We start from the raw sequence: 21,032 nt of genomic DNA on the forward strand, positions 1-21,032 counted from the left end.
GCGGCCCGGGTGGCGGCGACGAGGAGGTTTGGCTGCCGAGTTCCAGGTAAACGACGTGTAGTCATGCCGTCACCTGGAGTGAAGGAGCGCGAGCGATGACTCAGACCACCGAACGGCCGTCGACCCGCCCGGCGGAGTCCGGCACGCAGCCGGCGGCCGGCAGCGACCGCCTCACCACCCAAGAAGGCAAGATCCACGTGGCGCAGGGGGTAGTCCAGAAGATCGCCGGCATGGCCTGCCGTGAGGTCGCCGGGGTCTACTCGATGGGCACCGGCTCGACCCGGGCGTTCGCCGCCATAAGGGAACGTATCCCCGGCAGCTCCGGGCCCAACGTCTCCCAGGGCGTCGGCGTGGAGGTCGGCGAGACGCAGGCCGCGGTCGACCTCGACATCGTGGTCGACTACGGGGCGAGCATCGCCGAACTCGGGCACAGCGTCCAGCGCAACGTGAAGCAGTCGGTCGAGCGGATGACCGGGCTGGAGGTCGTCGAGGTCAATGTGAACGTCGACGACGTCCATCTGCCCGACGACGAGCAGGGCACGCCCGCCCGGGTGTCGTGATGACCGCGCCGGCCGTCGCGCCGGGCGACCTGACCGACGCGGTCGACGTCGACGCGATCGCGGCCGCGGTACGCCGCTGCCCAGGCGTCGAGGACCTGTACGCCGGATCGCCGGCCGAGCTGGCCACGTATCTGCCGGGTCGCCGCGTCGTCGGCGTACGCGTCGCCGAGTCGGCGGTGTCGGTGCAGATCCAAGTGCGCTGGGGCCGGCCGATCCCGGAGATCGCGTCGGCGGTACTCGCCGCCGTCGCGCCCCTCGCGGGCGGCCGTCAGGTGGACGTCCTGGTAGCCGACCTCGTCGGCGAGCCCACCGAATCGACCAGCGAGCCCGGCCGCGAAGAGCGCGAACTCAGCCGGCAACCGAGCGAACCCAGCCGCCAAGAGCAGGGAAAGCGTGAACCAAGCGGGGGACGGAAGGGGAGGGGCACGCGATGAACCCGATGACGAGAACGATTTTCGGCACGGCCGTCGGCCTGATCCTGGGCCTGGTCGTCGTCCTGGTCGGCTTCGGCCAGATGCTGATCGTGGGGTTGTTCGCGCTGATCGGCTGGGCCGTCGCCAAGGTGCTCGGCCGCGAACTGGATCTCAGCGCGTTGAGCAGCATCGGGCAGCAGCGTCGGAGCCCGCGGTGACCGCCGAGGCCGACACTGCCGATCTGCCGACCCGGGATCTCGACGCCGTCCAGGACGACGCCATCCGGGACCGGGTGCCGGCCCGGGATCGCCGGGATCGCCCGGAACTCGGCGTCATCCAGATCAAGGAGAACGTCGTGGCGAAGCTCGCGGCATACCTGGCGACCGAGGTGCCCGACATCGGCGGCCGGGCGGAGCTGCATCGGCGACCTGCCGTGTCGGCCCGCGTCGACGGCGGCCAGGCGTACCTCGACGTCACGGCGAGCGTCCGCTGGCCCGCGTCGGTCGGTCAGGTGACCGCCGACCTGCGGCAGCACCTGCGCACGCGGGTACGCGAACTGACCGGGCTGGAGGTCGGCGAGATCCGGATCGAGGTGTCCGACCTGATCACGGCCGCGCCGCACGCCCGAGTGTCCTAACCGGACGGCATTGGACAGGGCGAAATCGGACAGCTGGAGGGATCGCGATGAGGAAGGTCGTCAACCGGGTCCTCGGGGTCGTCGTCGCCCTGGCGCTGATCGCCGCTTCCGTGGTGGTCCTCGTCGAGGTCGTCGCGGCGGCCGCCGGGGCAGCGCCGGTCTTGGTCGACTGGTCCGGCGCGCTGGACTGGGCCCGGCGTACGCGCTGGGACGACACCGCGCTGAAGGCGGCCGGGCTGTTGCTCGCCGTGGTCGGACTCGGGCTCCTGGTGTTCGAGCTGTGGCCGTCGCGCGTACGCCGCCTGCCCGTCGAGAGCGCCGACTCCAACATGGACGCAGCGGTCACCCGCCGAGGCGTGGCGCAGGATCTGACGGCGGCGACCGGGGAGGTCGAAGGCGTGACGCCCGGCCGGGTCAAGGTCGGCCGTAATCAGATCCGGGTGCTCGCCACCGCCCGCGACGCCGGTCCGGAGCAGCCCGGGCTGCGGGAAGAGGTGGCCGAAACGGCGGGTACGCATCTCGACCGGCTCCGGCTGACCCGCCGCCCACGCCTGTCCGTCACCGTCGATCGGAGGTCGTGATGCACGCCGATCGCACGAACCGGGTCGTCCTGACGATCATCGGCTTCCTGCTGCTCGCCGGGGGTGTGATCGTGGCGCTGACCGCCTTCGGCGGCTTCGGCGACGCCCGAGCCGGGCGCCTGCTGACCGCCAACCGGGTCTGGACCTTCGCCGGCGACAACGGGCGCTGGTTCTGGCCGGTGGTGGGGGTGCTCGCCCTCGTCGTCCTCGCGCTGGCGGTGCGCTGGCTCATCGCCATCCTGTTCGGCACCGATCGGCTCCGGAGCCTGGCGCTGCGAACCGAGGGCAGCCGCGACCGGGTGACGCTGGCCGCGCCCGCCGTCAGTGACGCCGTCCGCGCCGAGGTGGAGACCTACCGCGGAGTCCGGTCGGTACGCGCCCGGCTGGTCGGCGAAGCGGACGATCCGGTGCTGACCCTCCGGGTGGGCGCCGACCTCGACGCCGACCTCGCAGCCATCCGCGACCGCGTCGAGCGGGAGGCCGTCGCCCACGCCCGGCACGCGCTCGACCGGCCCGACCTGCGCGTACGCCTGGACTTGGAGGTCGAGCGGCAGCCGGGCGTACGCGTCCACTGAGTCCGGTCAGCCGAGCTTGGCGACGGTCAGCAGGACGACGGCGTCCTCCAGCGCGCTCAGCGAATGCGGCTCGTCCGGCACGATCAGCAGATCCCCGGCCAGCCCTTCCCAGGAGGCGGCCGCGCCGGTCAGGCGTACGCGCCCGTCGATGACGAAGACGGTCGCCTCGCCCGGGTTGACGTGCTCGGCGAGTTCGGCTCCGGCCGCGATGGCGATGACCGTCTGGCGCAGGACGTGCTCGTGGCCGCCGTACACCGTTGCGGCGGACCGGCCGGCCCCGGATCGCTGGGCGCGGTCGAGCTGCTCGCGTCCAGTGGCCACCAGTGAGAGCTTGTTCATGGTTCCGACCCTAGAACTCGGCGATGAAACGGACGGGGAAGATCCGCGAACTCAGTTCTCCTCGATCTGGTGGACAACCCGGTCGATGCGGCGATCGGGGATGATCCACATGATCGCGACGGCGACGAAGCAGGCCAGGGCGATGGCGACACCGATCTGGCCGTGCGGGTCGATGAACAGCGCGCTGAAGATCCCGGCGAAGTAGAAGATCGGGGAGATCTTGCCTTTGACGTCACGGCCGACGGCCTTGCGCAGGGGCGAGTGCGCACCCTGGTGCCGGATGATCACCGACTGCACCACGAAGTACGCGATCGCCGCGGCCAGCAGGTTCACGCCGTAGATCACGACGGGGGTGTGCGCGAATTCCGACTCGTCCATCCACGCCGTCGTGAACGGGAAGAGGGACAGGCAGAACAACAGTCCCAGGTTCGCCCACAGGATGCCGCCGGTGACCCGCTGGACCAGGTGGAACATGTGATGGTGGTTGTTCCAGTAGATGCCGACGTAGACGAAGCTGAGCAGATAGGTCAACAGTCCGATGCCGGTGGTGTGGACCAGGTCGGACAGGCTGTGCCCGGCCGGCGGCTTCAGCTCCAGCACCATGATCGTGATGATGATGGCCAGCACTCCGTCACTGAAGGCTTCCAGCCGACTGGTTCTCATTGTGACAGCATCGCAGGGTACGGCCGACTTCTCGAAGATCAGCGCGGTGTCCGTCACAACCGGCCACGTTCCTGTCACGAAACCGGGGGCTGTCCGGTCTATGCGGTGACTGCGAGGCACGACATCACTCGGAGGACCGCAATGCGAACGATTCTGGTGGTCGGCGGCGGATACGCCGGCTTCTACACCGCCTGGAAACTGGAGAAGAAGCTCCGGCGCGACGAGGCCCGGATCATCGTCGTGGACCCCCGGCCTTACATGACCTACCAGCCGTTCCTGCCCGAGGTGCTGGCCGGCTCGGTCGAGGCCCGGCACGCCGCCGTGTCGCTGCGGCGCCACCTGCGCCGGACGCGCCTGATCGCCGGTTCGGTGAACCGGATCGACCACGCGGAGCGGACCGTCACGGTGCAGCCGGTCGACGGCGAGCCGTTCCCGCTCGCGTACGACGTCATCGTGGTCACCGCGGGCGCGGTGACCCGCAAGTTCGGCATCCCCGGCGTCGCCGAGCAGGCGATCGGCATGAAGCACGTCGAGGAGGCGGTCGCCATCCGGGACCGCCTGTTCACGTCGTTCGACCGCGCGTCGGCGCTGCCGCCAGGACCGCAACGGCAGCGGCTGCTCACGGTCACCTTCGTCGGCGGCGGGTTCTCGGGGGTCGAAGGGTTCGGCGAACTCCTCTCGCTGGCCACGTCGCTACTCAAGGCGTACCCGGAGATCAAGCAGAGTGAGCTGGCCTTCCACCTGGTGGAGGCCCGCGGCCGGATTCTGCCCGAGGTCACCGATGGGCCGGGGGAGTGGGTCGTCCGCTCGCTGGAGCGGCGCGGCGGCCACGTGCATCTGAACACCCAGGTGCAGTCGGCGACCGGCGGGCATGTGGTGCTGTCGACCGGCGAGGAGTTCGACTCGGGGCTGATCGTCTGGACCGCGGGCAACGGCGCGAACCCGATGGTCCGCAGCCACACCGACCTGCCGATCAACGAGCGGGGCCTGCTCGTGGTCCGCGCGGACCTGCGCGTGGGCACGGAGGCCGAGCCGGTGCCGGACGCCTGGGGCGCGGGCGACGACGCGGCCGTGCCCGACCTGGCACTGGGCCACGGCGCGGTCACCGTGCCGAACGCCCAGCACGCGGTCCGGCAGGGCAAGCTGCTCGCCAAGAACATCGTCGCCAGCCTGCGGGGCCGCCCGCCCAAGCCCTACGTGCACCACAGCCTGGGCACGATCGCCACGCTGGGGCTGGGCCGTGGCATCTTCCAGTACCACCGCATCGTGATCACCGGCCTGCTCGCCTGGTTCATGCATCGCGGGTACCACGTGCTCGCCGTGCCCAGCTGGGAGCGCAAGGTCCGCGTCGCGGCGATCTGGCTCACCGCCGCGCTGTTCGGCCGCGACATCGTCTCGCTCGCCTCGGTCCAGCACCCGCGCCGCGCCTTCGTCACGGGTGGGGATCCCCAAGAGCATCTTCAACTGGTACGCGAGGACGCAGCGACTCGATAGCGTCAGTCGGGTGGCGCGGCCATGATGGTCGCGAGCTGCTTCGCGGTGAGCGCCGGGACGGGCAGCGGATGTGCGGCGCCGGACCGCAGCCCGTCCAGGAAGAACGCCAGACTCCGTCGCCAGGCCTGCGGCGCGACCCCGGCGCTCTCCCGGATGATCTGCGACATCGCCCAGATCAGGGCGGCGTAGTCGGCCACTTCGAAGTCGTCACGGAGCTGCCCGCTCTGCTTCGCGCGCGCCACCAGGTCCTCGATGTGCTGGAAGCAGCGATGGCAGGCCTCGACCACCCCAGGCGACAGCGGTACGCGTTGCGCCAGCGCGTCGTTGAGCCCCCGGTCCTCGGCGTGCAACGCGAACAGCGTCTCGGTGAACGCGGCGAATCCGGCCCAGGCGTCCGGATCGGCGACCGCCTCCGCCGCGGCCGCGTCCAGCACGGCCATCCGCGCCGGGAAGATCGCGTCGAACAGGTCGTCGCGGGTGCGGAAGTGGTTGTAGAGCGTGCCGATGCTCACCCCCGCGCGGCGGGCGATCTCCTCCAGCGGCGCGTCCAGGCCGCGTTCGGCGAACACCTGTTCCGCAGCGGCGAGGAGCCGGTCGCGGTTGCGCGCGGCGTCCGCCCGGAGCGGCTTCGTTCCCGTGGTCACCCTGCCATCCTACAAACTTGAGGGCCGCCTCAGGTTCGTGCTACGGTCGAGTTAACCTGAGGGAGACCTCATCTTAGGAGGAAACGTGGGAACACTGGCAGTCTTCGGCGTCGGACCCGGGCTCGGCATGTCCATCGCGCACCGCTTCGGACGGGAGGGCCACCGGGTCGCGCTCGTCTCGCGTACGGCGAACCGGCATGCCGGATATCTCGAGTCGCTCGCCCAGGCGGGCATCGAGGCAGATGCCTTCACCGCCGACGTACGCGACCGAGCGCAGCTGGTCGCCGCCGTCGACGCCATCACCAACCGATTCGGCGCGCCTGACATCGTGTACTACGGCCCGGCCGGGCTCGACCCCAGCGACCGGCCGACGCCGATCACGCAGGCGGACAGCGACACCGTGCGTACCGCGATGGGCTGGGTCTACGCGGCCGTCGACCTCGTCGGCGCGGTCCTGCCGGGCATGATCGAGCGTGGCGACGGCGGCCTGCTGTTCGCGGGTGGACTCAGTTCCGTGGTGCCGATGCCCGCCCTGGGCAACCTGGCGCTCTCCTCGGCGGCCCTGCGCAACTACGCGGTGACCCTGCACGCCGCGCTCGCCGACCAGGGCGTGTATGCCGGCACGCTGACCATCGGCGGCCTGATCGAACGCGGCGACATCCACACGTTCATGAGCGCCCAGGCGACCGGCGGCCTGCCGATCCTCGACCCCGACGAGCTCGCCGAGGCGGCCTGGGAGCTGTATACCAAGCGAGACCGAGCCGAGGCGGTCTTCAACGTGCTCAGCTGACCCTGGATTCCGGCTGCGTAGTTCGGCCGGCAGGGGCGATCAGGGCTCGTCGTCGCGGCGGGCGATCTTCTGGAAGGGCGGCGGGTGAGCCGAGCTCGTTCAATCGGAACGACACGCCTGGACGAACGCGCCGCCGCCGCTCCACTAGGGACGGCTCGCCATGCCCGGTATGCTGCGCCGATGACCGAGACGACGACCCTGTGGCGGCCCACGGGTCCCGAGGAGCTGGCGCTCGTCCGCGACTCTGGTTGGCGGTCGTGGCCGCCGCGGCTACCCGACCAGCCGATCTTCTACCCGGTGCTCAACGAGCAGTACGCGATCATGATCGCCCGGGACTGGAATGTGCCCGCCTCAGGGGTGGGCTACGTGACCCGGTTCGAGGTCGAGCGCGACTTCGCCGCCCGCTACCCCGTCCAGCAGGCGGGTGGGCGCGACATCCTCGAACTGTGGGTGCCCGCCGAGGAACTCGAGGAGTTCAACCGGCACATCGTCGGGCTGATCGAGGTCGTCCACGAGTTCCGGCCCAGCGCCTGACTTCCGCGCCCGCCCGTACCTGAGCGCTGGATCAGGGTTCCGGGTCGAATCATGGGTCATGATTCGACCGAGAACCCTGATCCAGCACCCGAAAGCGCCGATGCGAGTCCGCTACGCCGCCAGGACGCGGTCCCAGTCGACGGTCCGCGCCCAGTCGGCGTAGCGGTGCCAGGTCACCCCTGGGTAGGCCGCTCGCAGCCGGTCGACGTCGACGAAGTCGGTGTTGTCCTCGAACCGCTGGAACATCTCGGCTACCTCGTCCCCGGCCCACTGCCGGATCTGGTCCAGCGGCAACTGCTGGTACGGAATCTCCCGGCCGAGCACGTCGCCGAGAATCCGGGCGGCCTGTTCGCCGGTGACGCGGTCGGACGCCAGGTCGATCCGCTCGCCGACGAGCAGATCCGGGTGCTCGATCGCGTACGCCGTGATCCCGGCGATGTCGCGGACGGTCACCTGGTCCAGTGGTTTGCCGGGGGACAGTGGGTGGGCCAGGATCCCGTCGGTGAGCCGGCTGAACCGGAAGTTGAACACGTTCTCCATGAAGTAGACGGGCGCGAGGACGGTCGTGCGTACCGGCCGCTCCCGCAGGTATGCCTCGACGAGCTGTTTGCTGTCGGCGTGGCCGATGTCGGTCGGGGTGAGCCGGTCGGCGCCCCGGACGGAGGAGTAGACGAGATGGGCGTCGGCGGCCACGGCGGTGTCGACGAGCAGCCGCCCCTGCGCGGCCTCCTCGTCCTGGCCGCCCGCGCCGAAGGGCACGGAGAGGCCGAAGATGGCGTCGACGCCGCGCGCCGCCGCGGCCAGCGCGTCCGGGTCGGCCAGATCGCCCGGGGCGAGCCGCGCCCCGGCGGCGGCCAGCGCGAGCGCCGCCGGCGCCTCGGGCGACCGCACGTAGGCAGTGACGTCGTGGCCGTGCTGGAGTAGCAGGTCGGCCACGGCGCCGCCCTGCCGGCCGGTGGCGCCGACGACGAGAACCTTGGTCATCGAATGGACCCCCTGATCGCAGTGATGGACGTCGCGATTCTTTGGCCTCAACCTTGGTTCAGGTCAAGTGATACGGTCGGTTCCATGCCGAGGGCCCGCACCACGTTCCACGAACTGACCGTCGGCCAGGTCGCCGACCGCAGCGGCGTGGCCGTCTCCGCGTTGCACTTCTACGAGCGCAAGGGCCTCATCAGCAGCTCCCGGACGGCCAGCAATCAACGGCGATACAGCCGGGACACGCTCCGCCGGGTCGCCTTCATCCGGGCCTCGCAGAACGTCGGGATCTCGCTCACGGCGATCCGGGAAGCCCTCGACGAACTGCCCAGCGAGCGGACGCCGACGCGGGAGGACTGGGTGCGCCTGTCCAGCGGGTGGCGGGCCGTGCTCGACGAGCGCATCGCCCAGCTCCAGGCACTGCGGGACGACCTCACCGGCTGTATCGGCTGTGGCTGCCTGTCGTTGCGAAGCTGCCACCTGACCAACCCGCGAGACGTGCTGGGCCGGGAAGGCCCGGGTCCGCGCCTGATGCCGTCCGCGCGCTAGCCCAGGCCCGCGCCGGGTGGGCCGCCGCCGGCGGCGGGTATGTCGCTCGATGGAACGCCGTCGACCTATCGGCGGCCGGGATAGGTCGACAGCGTTCCACCCGTGAGCGCGGCGGGCCCCTCGGTGGGCTGTGCGGCGGGTGCCTCGGCGGCGCGCCGGTCAAGGTCCCCGTGGTCGACCTTGCCGTTCGGCAGCGTCGGCAGTTCGTCGACCTGGATCAGCTGTGCCGGGAGGGCGGCGGCGGGCAGCGCGTCCAGCAGATGGCGGCGTACTGCCTGGCGGTCGACGGTGTCTTCGGCAGTGACGAGGAAGCCGACCAGGTGGCCGCCGGCCATGCCCACGGCGGCGTACGCGATCCCGGGCGAACCGGCGAGCGCGTGTTCGATCTCGGCCCGCTCGATCCGCATCCCACCGAGTTTCAGCTGGTCGTCGCCGCGTCCGTGATACAGCAGCGCCCCGTCGGCACGCTGGGTCACCAGGTCGCCGGTGCGGTAGTACGGGCGGCCGTCCACTGTGGTCCGAGCGACGGTGTCCGGTTCGGCCAGGCCGGGACTGCTCACGTGCAGTACGCCGTCGAGGAGGGCGACGTGCGTACCGGGGATGGGGTGGCCGATCGGCACCGAGCGCCGCCCGGCGTCCTCGGGCGTGCACTCGTGGACGGTGCACCACACGGTGCATTCGGTCGGGCCGTACTCGTTGAACATCCGGGTGCCGGGCAGCCGGGCGAAGTGCTCGCCGACCAGGCTGGGCGGGCACGCCTCGCCCGCGACGACCACGGTACGCAGAGTCCGCAGGTCGTCGGCCAGCCCGCCGCGCAGCGCGACCGCGTACAGGGACGGCACGAGCAGCAGATGCGTCGGCCGGTTAGCCCGGGCCGTCCGGCCGAGCGCGACCAGGTCACCGGGCCGTGAGCTCGGGATGAGGACGGTCCCGCCGCTGGCGAGCGTCCAATAGATCCCGGCGACCGAGCTGTCGAACGAGATCGACGAGCACAGCAGGAATCCGCCCACCCGATCCTGGTAGTACCGCAGCCGGGCGGCCGTCGAGTACGCCAACGCCGCCGCCGACACGGTGACCGGTTTCGGCGTGCCGGTGGAGCCGCTGGTGTAACAGGTGTAGGCGAGCCGCCCGTGCCGGGCCGCCCGGCCGGGTGGCAGCGTGGTCAGGCCGATCGGCGTCAGCTCCGGCCGCAACACCGGCAGCCCAGGTTCGGTGAGCACCACCCGTGCCCCTGACGCTTCGGCGTACTGGCGTTGGCGGGCCGTCGGGAAGGCGGCGTCGATCGGGACGTAGCAGGCGCCGGCGCGCAGCACCCCCAGCATGCCCACGATCGCCCACCGCGACAGGCTCGCGTGCACGAGCACCGGCTCGCCCTCGGCCACCCCCGCCCGGATCACGGCCGCCGCGACCCGGGCGCTGAGGTCGCCGAGGTCGGCATAGGTCAGCTGCCCGTCCCGGTCGCGGACCGCCACGGCGTCTCCGAACAGGTGCGGCTCCACCAGGCTGAGGATGTGGTCGGGCCACATCAGCGGGCTCCCGCGAACAACGGCACCCGCGACAGGTACGCCGAGACCAGGTCGCCGATCCGGTCCGCCGAGTACGCCCCGGTGTCGTAGGTGACGATCCCGGTGCCGCCCGGATGGACGGTGAACAGCAGCGGGCAGCCGAGGACCACCGACGGGGACGTCTCCGGCCCGATCGGCATGGCTGTCCATTGTGGCTGGACGAGCGGCGGGGTCATCGACGGCCGGGCGACGAACCGGAAGGCCGGGGCGGCGCGCGTACCGGTGAGCGCGGTCAGCAGGGCCGGCACCTCGCCCAGCACCGGCACGAGCGGGATGTCGTCGGCGTACGCCTGGCGGCACGCCACGTCGACGCGCCGCAACAGCTCCGGCGGATCGTCGGCGGCCGGGATCGCCACCCGCATCGTGAGCACGTTGAGCAGGAAGCCGACGGTGTCCCACTCCGACGGAATCCGGCCCGGTGTGACGACCGGCAGCAGCGCCTCCGGCGTCCGTCCCGCCGGATACAGCGTCGCCGCGTACGCCGACAGCAGCACCGTGAACGGTGTGCTCCGCGCGCGCCGGGCGCTGCCCACCACGGCCTGCCAGAGGTCGTCGCCGAGCCGGAACGGGACTTCGGCGTACCGGCCGGTGACCGGGCCGCACTCGGGCCGCTCCACCGCGTCGAGCCTGACGAGCCGCGCGCGCCAGTTCGGTAGTACCTCCGCGATGCGTTGCTGCCATTGCGGCGAGCGGTCGTCGGCGGCGATCTCGGCGTACTGCATGACCTTGGGGGAGAGTCGGTCGCCCCGCAGTCGCGCGTGATAGGCGGTGGCCAGATCGCGCGCGATCACGGCGAGCGACCACGGATCGGCCGCGGTGTGGTGCGCGGCCAGATCGAGCCGGTCGTCGCACAGCCGGGCCCGCAGCGCGGGCAGTTCGCCGGCCGGGAAGGGATCGGCGTAGCCGTCCACAGTGACCGGTCCCGGTGGCTCGACCCGGCTGCCGCCGGGCTCCCGGACGCTGCGCAGCGCCTCGTGCCGGACCACCACGTCGCCGAGCGCCGCACGCAACGTCTCCTGCTCGACCGTCCCGGTCACTTGGAAGGACTGCTCGACGACGAACCGATCGCCGGTGGTACGGCCCGGATGGTGCCGTTCGAGCAGGTCGAGCAGCTCCTGAGCGTAGGTGAGGGGGATCATGCGAGGCCTCCGCGCAGCCGGACCACGACCGGCACGTGTTTGAACCCGGCGAGGAACACCGAGTGGACCCGGACCGGAGGACCGGCCAGGTCGAGGTCGGCCACCTCGGCGAGGAACCGGCCGAAGAGCAGGCGCAGCGTCCGGCGGGCGACGTGGGAGCCGACGCAGTAGTGCCGCCCGCTGCCGAAGGCGAGGTGCCGATTGGGCCGCCGGCCCGGGCGGAACCCGTCCGGGTCGTGGAACACCGCCGGATCGCGGTTGGCGGCGGTCAGCCACGCGACGACGGGTTGGCCGGAATCGATGTAATGGTTTCCAAGCCGGACCGGCCGCCGGGCGTGCCGGACGAAATGCATGCCGGGGGTGGCGAACCGCAACGCCTCCTCGACCCCGCTGTCCAGCAGGTCCGGCCGCTCGGCCCAGGCCCGGAAGGCGCCGGTCCGCGCCACCTGGGCCAGCACGGCCGCCGGCACGCACGGCAGCGTCACCGCCGCGCCGAGGAGCAGGCTGTACGCGTTGGCGATGACGGCTCCGACGGGCAGCGGAGCACCCTCGAACCGCATCGTGGCCAGCACGCTGAGCAGATCGTCGCCGGGCCGCCGGAGCCGCTGGCGGACCAGATCGGCGAAGTACGCGAACAGTTCCCGATGGCCGCGCTGGAGGGTCGCGGCGACCCCGCCCGGCAGCTGGATGTCGGGATCGTCCTCGGCGGCGCACATCGCTGCCAGCTCCGCCAGCCGCGCGCGATCCGACTCCGGTACGCCCAGCAGCGGCCCGACGGCGGCCAGCGGCAGCAGCCGGAACACCTCCACGAGGTCCACAACCGACCCGGCCGACGCCCGGACCGGTTCGAGGACGGCGTCCACCGCAGCGTCCACGGCGGACATATGGCGGTCGACGGCCCGGGCGTTCAACGCCTGCTGCACCGGCGCGCGCATCCGGTCGTGCCGGGGCGGATCGGTCGCGGCGAGCTGCCGCCCGGCGGCCGGATCGGGGCGGCCGAGCAGGTTGAGGAGCGTACCGCGCTCGCTGGTGAACGCCTCGTAGTCCGAGAGCACCCGGTCGACGTCGGCGTACCGGGTCACGGACCAGAATCCGGGCCGGTCGCCCGCCGGGGGCTGCCAGTGCACCGGGTCGCTGTCTCGCAAGGCGTGGAAGACCATATGCGCCTCGCCGGTGGCGTACAGGCCCGGATCGGCGAGGTCGACGAGACCGTTCACGCCGACGCCAGCTCGGCGACGATGGTGGCGGCGAGTTCGGCCACGGTGGGACTCAGGAACAACGTCCAGGTGGGCACCTCGACGCCGAACATCCGGTCGATCGCCAGTTGCAGCTCGGCGGCGAGCAGAGAGTCCCCGCCCAGCTCGAAGAAGTCGTCGTGGACACCGATCGGCTCGACCTCCAGGCGAGCCGACCACAGCTCGGCCAGCTGCTGTTCGACGGCGTCTCGCGGTGCGGTGTACTCGGTGCTCAGGTCGAGCGCTTGGCGGTTCATCCGCGTACCTCCTCGGGCGTGGCCGCCAGCAGACTCGCCAGCGGCGTGTTCGGTGAGGTCACGAGCCGGTCGGCGGTCGCACGGAACCGGCGGGCGATCCGTTCCACCGAGGTCGCGTCGAACATCGCGGGGTCGTAGGTCACCCGGACGACGAAGGAGTCGTACGGCTCCATCACCCAGAGGAAGTCCACCGGCATGACCGGCGTCTCCCGGACGACGTCGGGCGGCAGGGTCAGCCGTCGATAGCGGACGGCCGCAGCGGGGTCGTCGGCGCGCGGGATCGGCCGGCACAACTGCATCGGCGCGGGCACGATGTCGCGGGCGTCGAACGCCGCCTCGGCCAGCTCCGGCAGCTCCTCCAGCACCCGGATGAGCGGTACGTCATGCTGGAGCGCCTCGGCGTTGACCTGGTGCACATGCGCCGCTGCCTCCGCCGCCGTCATCGCATCGGACAGGCTCAGCCGGAGCACGTGGCCGTTGAGGTAGAAGCCGATGCCGTCCCAGTCCCCGGCGCCGCGTCCGGCCGACAACACCGGCAGGGCGATCCGCGGCTGGCCCGCGTGCCCGGCCAGGGCTACGGCGTACGCCGTGAGCAGCAGGGTGAACTCGGTGGTCCGCAGCGTCCGGGCCCGCGCACGCAGCCCGGCGACGACCGCGTCCGGCAGCTCGAACGTGTGCAGCGCCTTCTCCCGGCCGGTGTTGACGGCAGCGTCCGGGCGGGGCCGGTCGGCCGGGATGCCCACCCGGCGTACGCCGGACAGCTGCTCCCGCCAGTAGGGCAGCGCCTCCTGAATCCGCTTCTCCCGTTCCGGGGAGGATTCGGTCAGCGCGTGGTCGGCGTACTGGGGCGGGGGTTCGACTGCGTCGGCCGAACCTCGGCGGCGGCGTTCGTACGCCGCGACGACGTCCCGGATGGCGACCTGCATCGTCCAGCCGTCGGCGACGGTGCGATGGATCAGCAGGATCAGCGCCGACGCGTCCGGGCCGAACCGGACGAGGTCGGCGGCGATCAACGGAACCTGGCCGGGTGGCAACGGCCGGGCCAGGGCCTCGGCTGTGATCCGGGCGGTCGCGCGGACCCGCTCGTCCGGTGTGGACACGGCTGCGTCGTGGACGCGCAGCGGAACCGGCGCGGGCGCGACGACGCGCTGGAACGGGAAGCCCTCGTCCCGGACCACCACCGTACGCAGCCCGCCGTGCCGCACGACCAGTTCGTCCAGCGCCTCCTGAAGCAGCTCCGGCTCGACCGGGCCGGTCAGCTCGTGGGCACACCAGTTGACGAATCCGCCGCCGAAGACGCTGCCGCCGTCGTGCACGGCGAACGCGGCGAGCAGTTGCTGGGCATAGGACAACGGTGCTTCGGCGGTCATGAGCAACTCCCCAGGTTGGTCATTCGACATGAATCGGTCAGGCGGCGGAACTCGGTCAGGCGGTGGAACTCGGTCAGGCGGTGGAACTCGGTCGGGCGGTGGAACTCGGTCAGGCGGTGGAACTCGGTCAGGCGGCGACGAGGCCTTTGCTCGCGGCCAGATAGTCGACGGTGGCGACGAACGCGTCTTCGAGCTGCTGAGTGGTGGGCGGGTCCGGCAGCGTGCTCGGGAACGCGGGCACGTCGTCGAACAGCGAGGCCAGGGCCATGAGATTGGCGAACTTGCGGCGTTGGGCGGCGGGCAGCGGATCGATGTACGCCGGGCGCACCACCCGGTCGACGAGTGCCGGGCGGACGAAGCGCGGCGGATGCACGGTCCGGCCCAGGTGGGGCGCCCGCTCGGCGACCAGCTCCACCATGCGCCCGATGGTGAGCGCGGCCGACCCGGCGGTGATCCACTGTTCGCTGACCCCGGCATCGTTGACCGCCCCCGCTACGCCATCACCGGACGCGTGGTCGTCGGTGGCGCACAGCCGGAGGAGTTCGTCGGCCACGATGTCGCGGGGGAGCGCGTCGATCACGGCGTCCCGGGCGAACGGGAGCACCGGCAACAGGTTGCGCAAGACGGCGTCCACGGTGGAGTGCAGACCCTGGAAGCGGCTCATCTGCCCGGTCCGGGCGTCGCCCATGACGACGCCGATGCGGGCGATCGCGGCGGGCAGCCCCGCCGAGCGGACCAGATCCTCGGCCGCCAGCTTGGTCTCCAGATAGGACTGTGTCAGCGGCGCGGCGCTGTCCCGCCGGACCACGAACGCGGTCGAGGCGAAGACGACTCGCGCCCCGGCGTCGGCCGCGAACTCCAGCACATGCCGGGTCCCGTCCACGTTCAGCGCCCTGATCACCTCGTCCGCGGCGGTGAACTCGGTCGCTCCAGCACAGTGGACGACACTGGTGATCTGTCCGGCGAGCCGGGCGTACACGTCGGCGGCCAAGCCCAGCCGGGGCGCGGTGATGTCGCCTGCGACAGTCGCGGCGGCGACATCACCGCGGTGCACCAGCGCCACGATTCGCTCTGCCGGCCCTCCGGCCGGGACCTTCCCCAGCACGGCCGCGCCCACAGCCCCGCTGCCCCCGGTCAGCAAAATCGTCATCGTGTGCACCCCCCGTATGTGGGGACCGCCGGCCGGCGGAACCCGGCGGTCCCGGGGTCGATTGTTAGCCGCGGCAGTTGATCGAGGTCAACGCTGAACGCGTTCGGCATCGTTCGAAGGCGTTCGACCCGAACGTTCGCGCAGGTGAAAGGGCGGTGCGCTCGATCAGACTCGGTCGATGACGAACAGCTGCGCGGGGTCCTCGGCCGAGCAGTCCGCGAAGATCACCGAGCGCGATCCGGCCTCCGGGCGTACCGCGAGGCACTGTCCGAGGTCGACATTGCGGACCAGATGCCCGCCGCTCGCCGCGACCAGCGTGAAGAGCTGATGCTTGACGTCGGGGCAGTAGCCGTCGGACGGCCGGTCGTCGGCCGCGACCGGGTCGACGCCCATGCACCCCGGCCCGAACTCGGGATGATCGGTGCGGATCCGGAACGCGCCGCCGCCCGCGGGCTCCGTCGACAGCGCCGGGAATGCCTGCGCGCACGGCTCGATGAACAGGTATCCGGTGGTTCCACTGTGCTCGCTCAGGCATCCGGCACCCGACAGCGGGCGTACCCGGACAGACTCCGCCGCGATGCTCGGCGCGGGGGAGCTGGTCGGCGAGGGCGAGCCGGTCGGCGGCGGGGTCGCGGTATGGTCCGCGCGTTCCGCGGCCCACCAAGCACCGCCCGCGCCGGCGGTCACGACGACCGCCAAGATCAACCATAGGGGTACGCGAGCCCGCAGCCGCCGCCATCGGTCACGCGGGTCCACCGCGACCGGCCTGGCCTGTGCCTCCGGAGACTCCGCCTCGTCGGGCGCTGTCTCCTCTGGCGCTGCTTCCGCAGGCGCTGTTTCGTCGGACGCTGTCTCGTCGGACGCGGTTACGTCCGATTCGGATCGGTCCGGTGCCGGTCCGTCCGCAGTGGACGGCGAGCCGAGGACGATCCGACGGCGCGCGGTCAGCCACCGGGCCAGCTCTTCCCGGCTGCAGCCGCAGGCGAGCAGCATCGCCGTCACGACCTCCGGCCGGGGCATCGTGTCCCGGTTCAGCGCGGTCGCGAGCGTGCTGATCGGCAGCGCGACGCCGTGCGCACGGGCCCGTTGCGCGATCTGCCGGTAGCTCAGCTCGGCGCTGATCCGGACGCGGCGCAGCAACTCCACGAACTCGGCGGCGGTGGTGGCGGTTGAGGGGTCGATTCCGGGCTCGATCATCCCCACGAAGATAGTGCTCCCGTGGCCTATTCGGCTCGGGAGAGGACGGTGCCCGGCTGGATCCGGTCGTCCAGCTCGAGGTCGACGGCGATCGTGGTCGTCCCGGGCGCGCTGTGCAGCTCGATCGACCGCACCACCCCGGCGACCGCCGGCCGGCCCGGATCGGCGATGGTCACCTGGTCGCCGATGTTCAGCGGTTCGCCGTCGAGCCGCCCGGTCACCAGCAGCCAGGGGCGGCCGGTCAGCTTGAACGTCCGTTCGACGGTGAGCTGCGAACTCATCGGGTGTTCCTCCTCCAGGTGTCGACGAAGGCGTCCTCCGCGGCGTATGCCTCGTCCTCCAGCGGCCCTGTCATGGACGATACCCGGCCGTCCTCGTACTGCTTCACGTGCACGCTCTCGTGGCCGAGGGTCCGTACGAGGGTCTCCTCGTCCTGGAACGCGGCCGGGCCGAGCTGGACGCCCATGTCGTCGGTCCGCGCCACGGCGCCCTGGTAGTCCAGGTACGCGATGTCGTCCGGCGCCTCGACGATGTCCACGGGCTTGCCGCGCATGTCCACTCCGGCCAGCCGGGAGTAGTGGTCGACTGTTTCCGGCGTCCGCGGCAGGCCGACGCCCTGCTCCATCACCTCGCGGTTGGTCAGCGCGCCGGAGCGGGAGTGCAGCCCCGGATGGGCGTGCACCGGCGGACGCGCCGCCCGGGAGACCGACGGCAGCCGGTCGCCCTTCTTGATGAGCTTCGCCAGCGGCCGCATCAGCCCCTCAGCGGCCTCTCCGGCGAGCTTGCCGACGGATCGCTTCGATCCCATGAGCCCTCCCCGTGTCCCCCCGTACTCGGACAGTCCGCAGCCAAGGTATTAGCTGTGTCGATGGACGGCAATCGGCCGACCGTCTCCTGTGGATAAACACGGGAAGGCCGCCGACATCGCCAGGCACGACGTCGACGGCGGAATCTCCCCAGGGTCAGCAGGAATCTGACGGATCAGAGTGCTACACGCGTCGCCACAAGGCGGGCGTGTTCGGCGGCTCCCAGCCCGGCAGCGAGGTGTGCGCGATCTGGCAGGCGTAGCTCAGCCCGCCGTAGGTGACCTGCGCGCCGAGGGCGTACGCCACATAGGGCGCCCAGGTGCCGCCGGTCGGCGGGGTGGGACTGGTGGTCTTGGTGGGAGTGGGCGACGGCGACGGCGGCGTGCCCTGGATGTTCAGGACGAAGTCGAACGTGGCCTGCCGGCCCGATCCGACGATCTGCACGTTCATCAGCAGCGCCGGGTCGTACAGGGTGTCGGTCGAGTTGCGGGGCTCGTTCGGGAAGTAGAGCTGGGTGGTCAGGATCGGGCGGCCCGGCGCCTGCACCTTCACGTGGATGTGCCGGGTACGCCCCGGGTACAGCCCCGGCACGATGCTGGTCAGGGTGAACTTGCCCTGCGTGTCGGTGAGCTGGTGACCCCGGAACCGGTTGCCCACGTTGTCGTAGTTGCCGCCGTTGTCGGCCTGCCAGAAGTCCAGCAGCGCCCCGGCGATGGGCTGGCAGGCCAGCCCGACGACGTAGCCGGTCAGGGTCAGCGCGGTGCCCGGACCGTCGGCGATCGAGGTCCGCAGCGGCGAGCCCGGCTTGAAGTAGGGACCCTCGATCTGCGGCGGGGTGAGATCGTCGTCGTCACACGACTCGGGCGTGGCCGCCAGCGGCTGCCCGGACGGCGTACGCGCGGAGCCGGGGAGCCTCTCGGGTGAGACGCCAGAAGTGCGGTCAGCCGGCACGCCGGCCAGCATCGGGAATGCGGGCGCGATCATCGCCGCGCGCAGCAGGGTCTTCCGGGACACCCCGGTGGGCCGGGGCTCCTCGGTGCGCTCTTCTTCGTCGCTCATGACTTCTCCGTTCGGTGGTTGGGAGGAGGACCGGGGACGGCCGCCGGCGGCAACCGTCCCCGGGGCGGTTCAGCAGGCGCCCTGGTCGGACCAGACCGCCCAGGAACCGGGCGCGCCGGGCTCGGCACCGGTCGACCACCAGGTCGACTTCCAGCGGTGGCCGTTGTACGACACGAGGTCGTCAGGCGCGTACGGCGTGGTGGCGGCCCACTCCGGCAGGCCGCCACAGCCGCCGCCACCGCCGCCGCTGATCGTCAGCGTGAACACCGCACTGTGCGACGCCGACGTGCCCACACCGGTGACGGTGAGGGAGTAGGTGCCCGCCGTCGCTCCGGCCGCGACCGCGATCGACAGCGTCGCGCTGCCGCCCGAGGTCACCGTGCCGGGGCTCACCGACGCGGTGACGCCGGTGGGCGTACCAGTGACGGAGAGGGCCACCGACTGGGCGCTTCCGGACGTGGTCGCCGTCGCGACCGACGCGGTGGCCGAGTTGCCCGGCGCGACCGTGGCGGACGAGGGCGAGAGCGAGACCGAGAAGTCGTTCCCGCCCGGCTGGCTCGTGACCGTCACGGTGTACGAGGCGGTGTGGGTCGCGCTCGAGCCGGTTCCGGTCACCGTGACCGTCGCCGACCCGAGCGCGGCCGACGCGCTCGCGGCCAGTGTCAGCGTGCTGGAACCGCCGGAGGTCACCGACGCCGGGGAGAACGTCGCGGTCACCCCGGACGGCAGGCCGCTGGCCGAGAGCGCGACCGACTGGGCGCTGCCCGAGGTCGTCGCGGTCGAGACGGTCGTGCTCACGCCGGCTCCACGCTGGACGGTGCCACTGGCCGGGCTGACCGACACCGAGAAGTCGTTGGTGGCCGTGGAGCACTGGGCCTCACCGCTCTGCGCGGGCACACTGACGGCGTCCCACGCCGCCTTGACCGTGCGGCACTCGGCCGACGACGCCCCGAACAGGTTGACCGCCGCGCGCAGCGTCGCCGTACGCACATTGACGTACCGCCAGCCGGACGTCTTCAGGTTGAGTGCTCCCATGTAGATCTGGCCGGCCTTCTGGATGCCGATGCCAGTGACGGATCCGCCGTTGCACGTGGGGCTCGACGGATTGCCGCCGCCCCCGGCGGAGCCGATCGCGGCCAGGTAGAACCAGTGGTTGTTCGGCCCGGCCGCCGAGTGCACCTCGGTGTTGGGGATGGCCGACGAGTAGCAGTTCGGGTCGCCGAGCGCCTGCGGGTTGTACATGTTGCGGATCGGGCCCGCGCCGGTGAGGTTGACCTCTTCGCCGACCAGGAAGTCCGGCGGGTCGTTCGGGTTGTTGGCGTACGCCTCGGTCAGCGCGCCGAAGATGTCCCCGGTGGACTCGTTCAGGCCGCCGTTCTCGTTGCCGGAACCGGCCCCGCCCGGGGTCGTCTGGAAGATCGCGTGGCCGAACTCGTGCGCCACGACGTCGATCGAGGTGGCCTGACCGGTGTTGGACTGGTTGTGGCCGAAGTTGGTGTAGCTGCCGTTCCAGTACGCGTTGACCTCGTTCAGGCCGACGCGGGCGGGGAAGCCGCCGCCGCTGCCGTTGATGCCGCTGCGGCCGAGCCACGCGCCGAGCATGTCCCATTCGCGCTGGACGGCGTACAGGGCGTCGACGCAGGCGGTCTCCAGGCTGGTGCCGGTCCCGTTGCCCCACGAGTCGTCGGTGCCGGTGTACGCGGTGCCGCCCTGGCCGCCGCACTGCAGGCCCGGCCGGGTGTTGTCGGTCATCGAGTACGAGCTGCCGGAACCGCTGGTCGTCAGGGTCACCTGGCCGCCGTAGTAGCCGTTGCCGCTGCCCTCCCGGACGTCGTCCCGGAGGTCGATCACGTGGGCGTCGGCGGCGTCCACGACGACGTGCAGACGGCTCGGCGCGTTCGCGCGTACGCCTTCCAGCACGACCTCGTAGGCGAGCCGGTCGCCGCCGGGGGTGGCGAACACGACCAGCCGGGCCGGGGTGGCCTGCTCGATCTTGCTGAGCTGCTTGCGGGCGACGGCGGTCGCCCGGCTCGCCGAGATCTTCGGCGTGACCGACGCGAGGCGTACGCCCCGGCCGAGCGCGGAAGCCGTGTCCCGCACGGCGCCGGCCTTGTCGGTCACGACGACGGCGTCGCCGCCGAGCACGGGCAGGCCGCGGAAGCTGCGTTCGTAGGAGACGTACTGCAGGCCGCCGGATCCGGCGACGACGTCCCGGCGTACGAAGGACTCGTTCGGGCCCTTGGCCAGCGCGTCGAGGCCGCCGTCGGCGACCCGGTCGGCAGCCGTCGCGGCGAGCGCGGCCGGATCCGACTGGGCCGCCGGCTGCGCCTGCGGCCGGGCGCTGGCGAGCGAGACGCCTGGCATGACCAGGGCCAGACCCGCCACCGCGGCGGTGGCCGCGAGGGTGATCCGAAGTGGGATGGGCTTCACGGGGTTGTTCTCCTTTTGGGGGTGGGGGACGCCGGCCTGGGCGCGGGTGGTCCCCCAGGCCCCCACG

General features: G+C 71.6%; 25 protein-coding genes. 10 read left to right on the plus strand and 15 right to left on the minus strand.

What is annotated here, in order from left to right; all coding sequences use genetic code 11:
- Nucleotides 1-95 precede the first annotated feature (95 nt).
- The 6 genes from AB0M47_RS26500 to amaP are packed head-to-tail and all read left to right on the plus strand — an operon-like array spanning nucleotide 96 to nucleotide 2,766.
- Nucleotides 96-560, plus strand: coding sequence for an Asp23/Gls24 family envelope stress response protein (locus AB0M47_RS26500; RefSeq protein WP_363418734.1), 465 nt, complete (start codon nucleotides 96-98; stop codon nucleotides 558-560).
- Nucleotides 560-994 (plus strand): hypothetical protein, encoded by a 435-nt coding sequence (locus tag AB0M47_RS26505; RefSeq protein WP_363418736.1) that lies wholly within the window; start codon nucleotides 560-562, stop codon nucleotides 992-994. Before AB0M47_RS26500 ends, AB0M47_RS26505 begins: the two co-directional genes overlap by 1 nt.
- Before the next feature lie 5 nt (nucleotides 995-999).
- Nucleotides 1,000-1,191: a hypothetical protein gene (locus tag AB0M47_RS26510; RefSeq protein WP_363418738.1), complete on the plus strand. Its 192-nt coding sequence runs from the start codon at nucleotides 1,000-1,002 to the stop codon at nucleotides 1,189-1,191.
- Nucleotides 1,188-1,610: an Asp23/Gls24 family envelope stress response protein gene (locus AB0M47_RS26515; RefSeq protein ID WP_363418740.1), complete on the plus strand. Its 423-nt coding sequence runs from the start codon at nucleotides 1,188-1,190 to the stop codon at nucleotides 1,608-1,610. The genes AB0M47_RS26510 and AB0M47_RS26515 overlap by 4 nt, the downstream gene beginning before the upstream one ends.
- Nucleotides 1,611-1,657: 47 nt before the next feature.
- On the plus strand, nucleotides 1,658-2,191 hold the full coding sequence (locus AB0M47_RS26520) for a DUF6286 domain-containing protein (RefSeq protein WP_363418741.1): 534 nt from the start codon (nucleotides 1,658-1,660) through the stop codon (nucleotides 2,189-2,191).
- Nucleotides 2,191-2,766: an alkaline shock response membrane anchor protein AmaP gene (gene amaP, locus AB0M47_RS26525; protein WP_363418743.1), complete on the plus strand. Its 576-nt coding sequence runs from the start codon at nucleotides 2,191-2,193 to the stop codon at nucleotides 2,764-2,766. The genes AB0M47_RS26520 and amaP overlap by 1 nt, the downstream gene beginning before the upstream one ends.
- A gap of 6 nt (nucleotides 2,767-2,772) precedes the next feature.
- On the opposite strand, the gene AB0M47_RS26530 is transcribed toward amaP, so the two are convergent.
- Together AB0M47_RS26530 and AB0M47_RS26535 are read right to left on the minus strand one after the other, a co-directional pair.
- Nucleotides 2,773-3,105 (minus strand): cupin domain-containing protein, encoded by a 333-nt coding sequence (locus AB0M47_RS26530; RefSeq protein WP_363418745.1) that lies wholly within the window; start codon nucleotides 3,103-3,105, stop codon nucleotides 2,773-2,775.
- Between the two features lie 51 nt (nucleotides 3,106-3,156).
- Nucleotides 3,157-3,768 (minus strand): TMEM175 family protein, encoded by a 612-nt coding sequence (locus AB0M47_RS26535; RefSeq protein WP_363418747.1) that lies wholly within the window; start codon nucleotides 3,766-3,768, stop codon nucleotides 3,157-3,159.
- Between the two features lie 141 nt (nucleotides 3,769-3,909).
- Here AB0M47_RS26535 and AB0M47_RS26540 point away from each other — a divergent pair, with 141 nt between their 5' ends.
- Nucleotides 3,910-5,262, plus strand: coding sequence for an NAD(P)/FAD-dependent oxidoreductase (locus tag AB0M47_RS26540; RefSeq protein ID WP_363418749.1), 1,353 nt, complete (start codon nucleotides 3,910-3,912; stop codon nucleotides 5,260-5,262).
- A gap of 2 nt (nucleotides 5,263-5,264) precedes the next feature.
- Here the strand turns inward: AB0M47_RS26540 and AB0M47_RS26545 are convergent, their stop codons facing one another.
- Complete coding sequence (locus AB0M47_RS26545; protein WP_363418751.1) at nucleotides 5,265-5,906, minus strand: helix-turn-helix domain-containing protein; 642 nt, start codon at nucleotides 5,904-5,906, stop codon at nucleotides 5,265-5,267.
- A gap of 85 nt (nucleotides 5,907-5,991) precedes the next feature.
- On the opposite strand from AB0M47_RS26545, the gene AB0M47_RS26550 reads away from it, so the two are divergent.
- Both AB0M47_RS26550 and AB0M47_RS26555 read left to right on the plus strand, forming a co-directional pair.
- Nucleotides 5,992-6,696: an SDR family NAD(P)-dependent oxidoreductase gene (locus tag AB0M47_RS26550; RefSeq protein WP_363418753.1), complete on the plus strand. Its 705-nt coding sequence runs from the start codon at nucleotides 5,992-5,994 to the stop codon at nucleotides 6,694-6,696.
- A gap of 180 nt (nucleotides 6,697-6,876) precedes the next feature.
- Nucleotides 6,877-7,230, plus strand: a complete 354-nt coding sequence (locus AB0M47_RS26555) for an ADP-ribosylation/crystallin J1 (protein ID WP_363418755.1) — start codon at nucleotides 6,877-6,879, stop codon at nucleotides 7,228-7,230.
- 111 nt (nucleotides 7,231-7,341) lie between these two features.
- On the opposite strand, the gene AB0M47_RS26560 is transcribed toward AB0M47_RS26555, so the two are convergent.
- Nucleotides 7,342-8,214 carry an NmrA family NAD(P)-binding protein gene (locus AB0M47_RS26560; protein ID WP_363418757.1) on the minus strand — a complete coding sequence of 291 codons (873 nt, stop codon included), beginning with the start codon at nucleotides 8,212-8,214 and terminating at the stop codon, nucleotides 7,342-7,344.
- Between the two features lie 84 nt (nucleotides 8,215-8,298).
- Here AB0M47_RS26560 and soxR point away from each other — a divergent pair, with 84 nt between their 5' ends.
- Nucleotides 8,299-8,757, plus strand: a complete 459-nt coding sequence (soxR, locus tag AB0M47_RS26565) for a redox-sensitive transcriptional activator SoxR (RefSeq protein ID WP_363418759.1) — start codon at nucleotides 8,299-8,301, stop codon at nucleotides 8,755-8,757.
- Between the two features lie 65 nt (nucleotides 8,758-8,822).
- Here the strand turns inward: soxR and AB0M47_RS26570 are convergent, their stop codons facing one another.
- From AB0M47_RS26570 to AB0M47_RS26620, 11 genes are all read right to left on the minus strand, one after another.
- On the minus strand, nucleotides 8,823-10,283 hold the full coding sequence (locus tag AB0M47_RS26570) for an AMP-binding protein (RefSeq protein ID WP_363418761.1): 1,461 nt from the start codon (nucleotides 10,281-10,283) through the stop codon (nucleotides 8,823-8,825).
- Entirely contained in the window at nucleotides 10,283-11,461 is a 1,179-nt protein-coding gene (locus AB0M47_RS26575) for a condensation domain-containing protein (protein ID WP_363418763.1), read from the minus strand. Before AB0M47_RS26575 ends, AB0M47_RS26570 begins: the two co-directional genes overlap by 1 nt.
- A complete protein-coding gene (locus AB0M47_RS26580) occupies nucleotides 11,458-12,678 on the minus strand; it encodes a cytochrome P450 (protein WP_363418765.1) in 1,221 nt (406 codons plus the stop codon). Before AB0M47_RS26580 ends, AB0M47_RS26575 begins: the two co-directional genes overlap by 4 nt.
- On the minus strand, nucleotides 12,675-12,953 hold the full coding sequence (locus AB0M47_RS26585) for a phosphopantetheine-binding protein (RefSeq protein ID WP_363418767.1): 279 nt from the start codon (nucleotides 12,951-12,953) through the stop codon (nucleotides 12,675-12,677). Before AB0M47_RS26585 ends, AB0M47_RS26580 begins: the two co-directional genes overlap by 4 nt.
- Entirely contained in the window at nucleotides 12,950-14,323 is a 1,374-nt protein-coding gene (locus AB0M47_RS26590; protein WP_363418769.1) for a condensation domain-containing protein, read from the minus strand. The genes AB0M47_RS26585 and AB0M47_RS26590 overlap by 4 nt, the downstream gene beginning before the upstream one ends.
- Nucleotides 14,324-14,450: 127 nt before the next feature.
- The gene (locus AB0M47_RS26595) at nucleotides 14,451-15,473 is read right to left on the minus strand and encodes an SDR family oxidoreductase (RefSeq protein WP_363418771.1); all 1,023 of its coding nucleotides are present in this window, start codon (nucleotides 15,471-15,473) and stop codon (nucleotides 14,451-14,453) included.
- Nucleotides 15,474-15,638: 165 nt separating this feature from the next.
- Nucleotides 15,639-16,670, minus strand: coding sequence for a helix-turn-helix domain-containing protein (locus AB0M47_RS26600; protein WP_363418773.1), 1,032 nt, complete (start codon nucleotides 16,668-16,670; stop codon nucleotides 15,639-15,641).
- 26 nt (nucleotides 16,671-16,696) lie between these two features.
- Nucleotides 16,697-16,951 (minus strand): hypothetical protein, encoded by a 255-nt coding sequence (locus tag AB0M47_RS26605; protein ID WP_253753153.1) that lies wholly within the window; start codon nucleotides 16,949-16,951, stop codon nucleotides 16,697-16,699.
- Nucleotides 16,948-17,478: a hypothetical protein gene (locus tag AB0M47_RS26610; RefSeq protein ID WP_363418775.1), complete on the minus strand. Its 531-nt coding sequence runs from the start codon at nucleotides 17,476-17,478 to the stop codon at nucleotides 16,948-16,950. The genes AB0M47_RS26605 and AB0M47_RS26610 overlap by 4 nt, the downstream gene beginning before the upstream one ends.
- Before the next feature lie 181 nt (nucleotides 17,479-17,659).
- A complete protein-coding gene (locus AB0M47_RS26615; protein WP_363418777.1) occupies nucleotides 17,660-18,535 on the minus strand; it encodes a carbohydrate-binding protein in 876 nt (291 codons plus the stop codon).
- A gap of 69 nt (nucleotides 18,536-18,604) precedes the next feature.
- Nucleotides 18,605-21,032 (minus strand): M4 family metallopeptidase (locus AB0M47_RS26620; protein ID WP_363418779.1); only part of this gene is annotated, 2,428 nt, incomplete at its 5' end.

The organism is Hamadaea sp. NPDC051192, assembly GCF_040682475.1.
Classification (GTDB): domain Bacteria; phylum Actinomycetota; class Actinomycetes; order Mycobacteriales; family Micromonosporaceae; genus Hamadaea; species Hamadaea flava.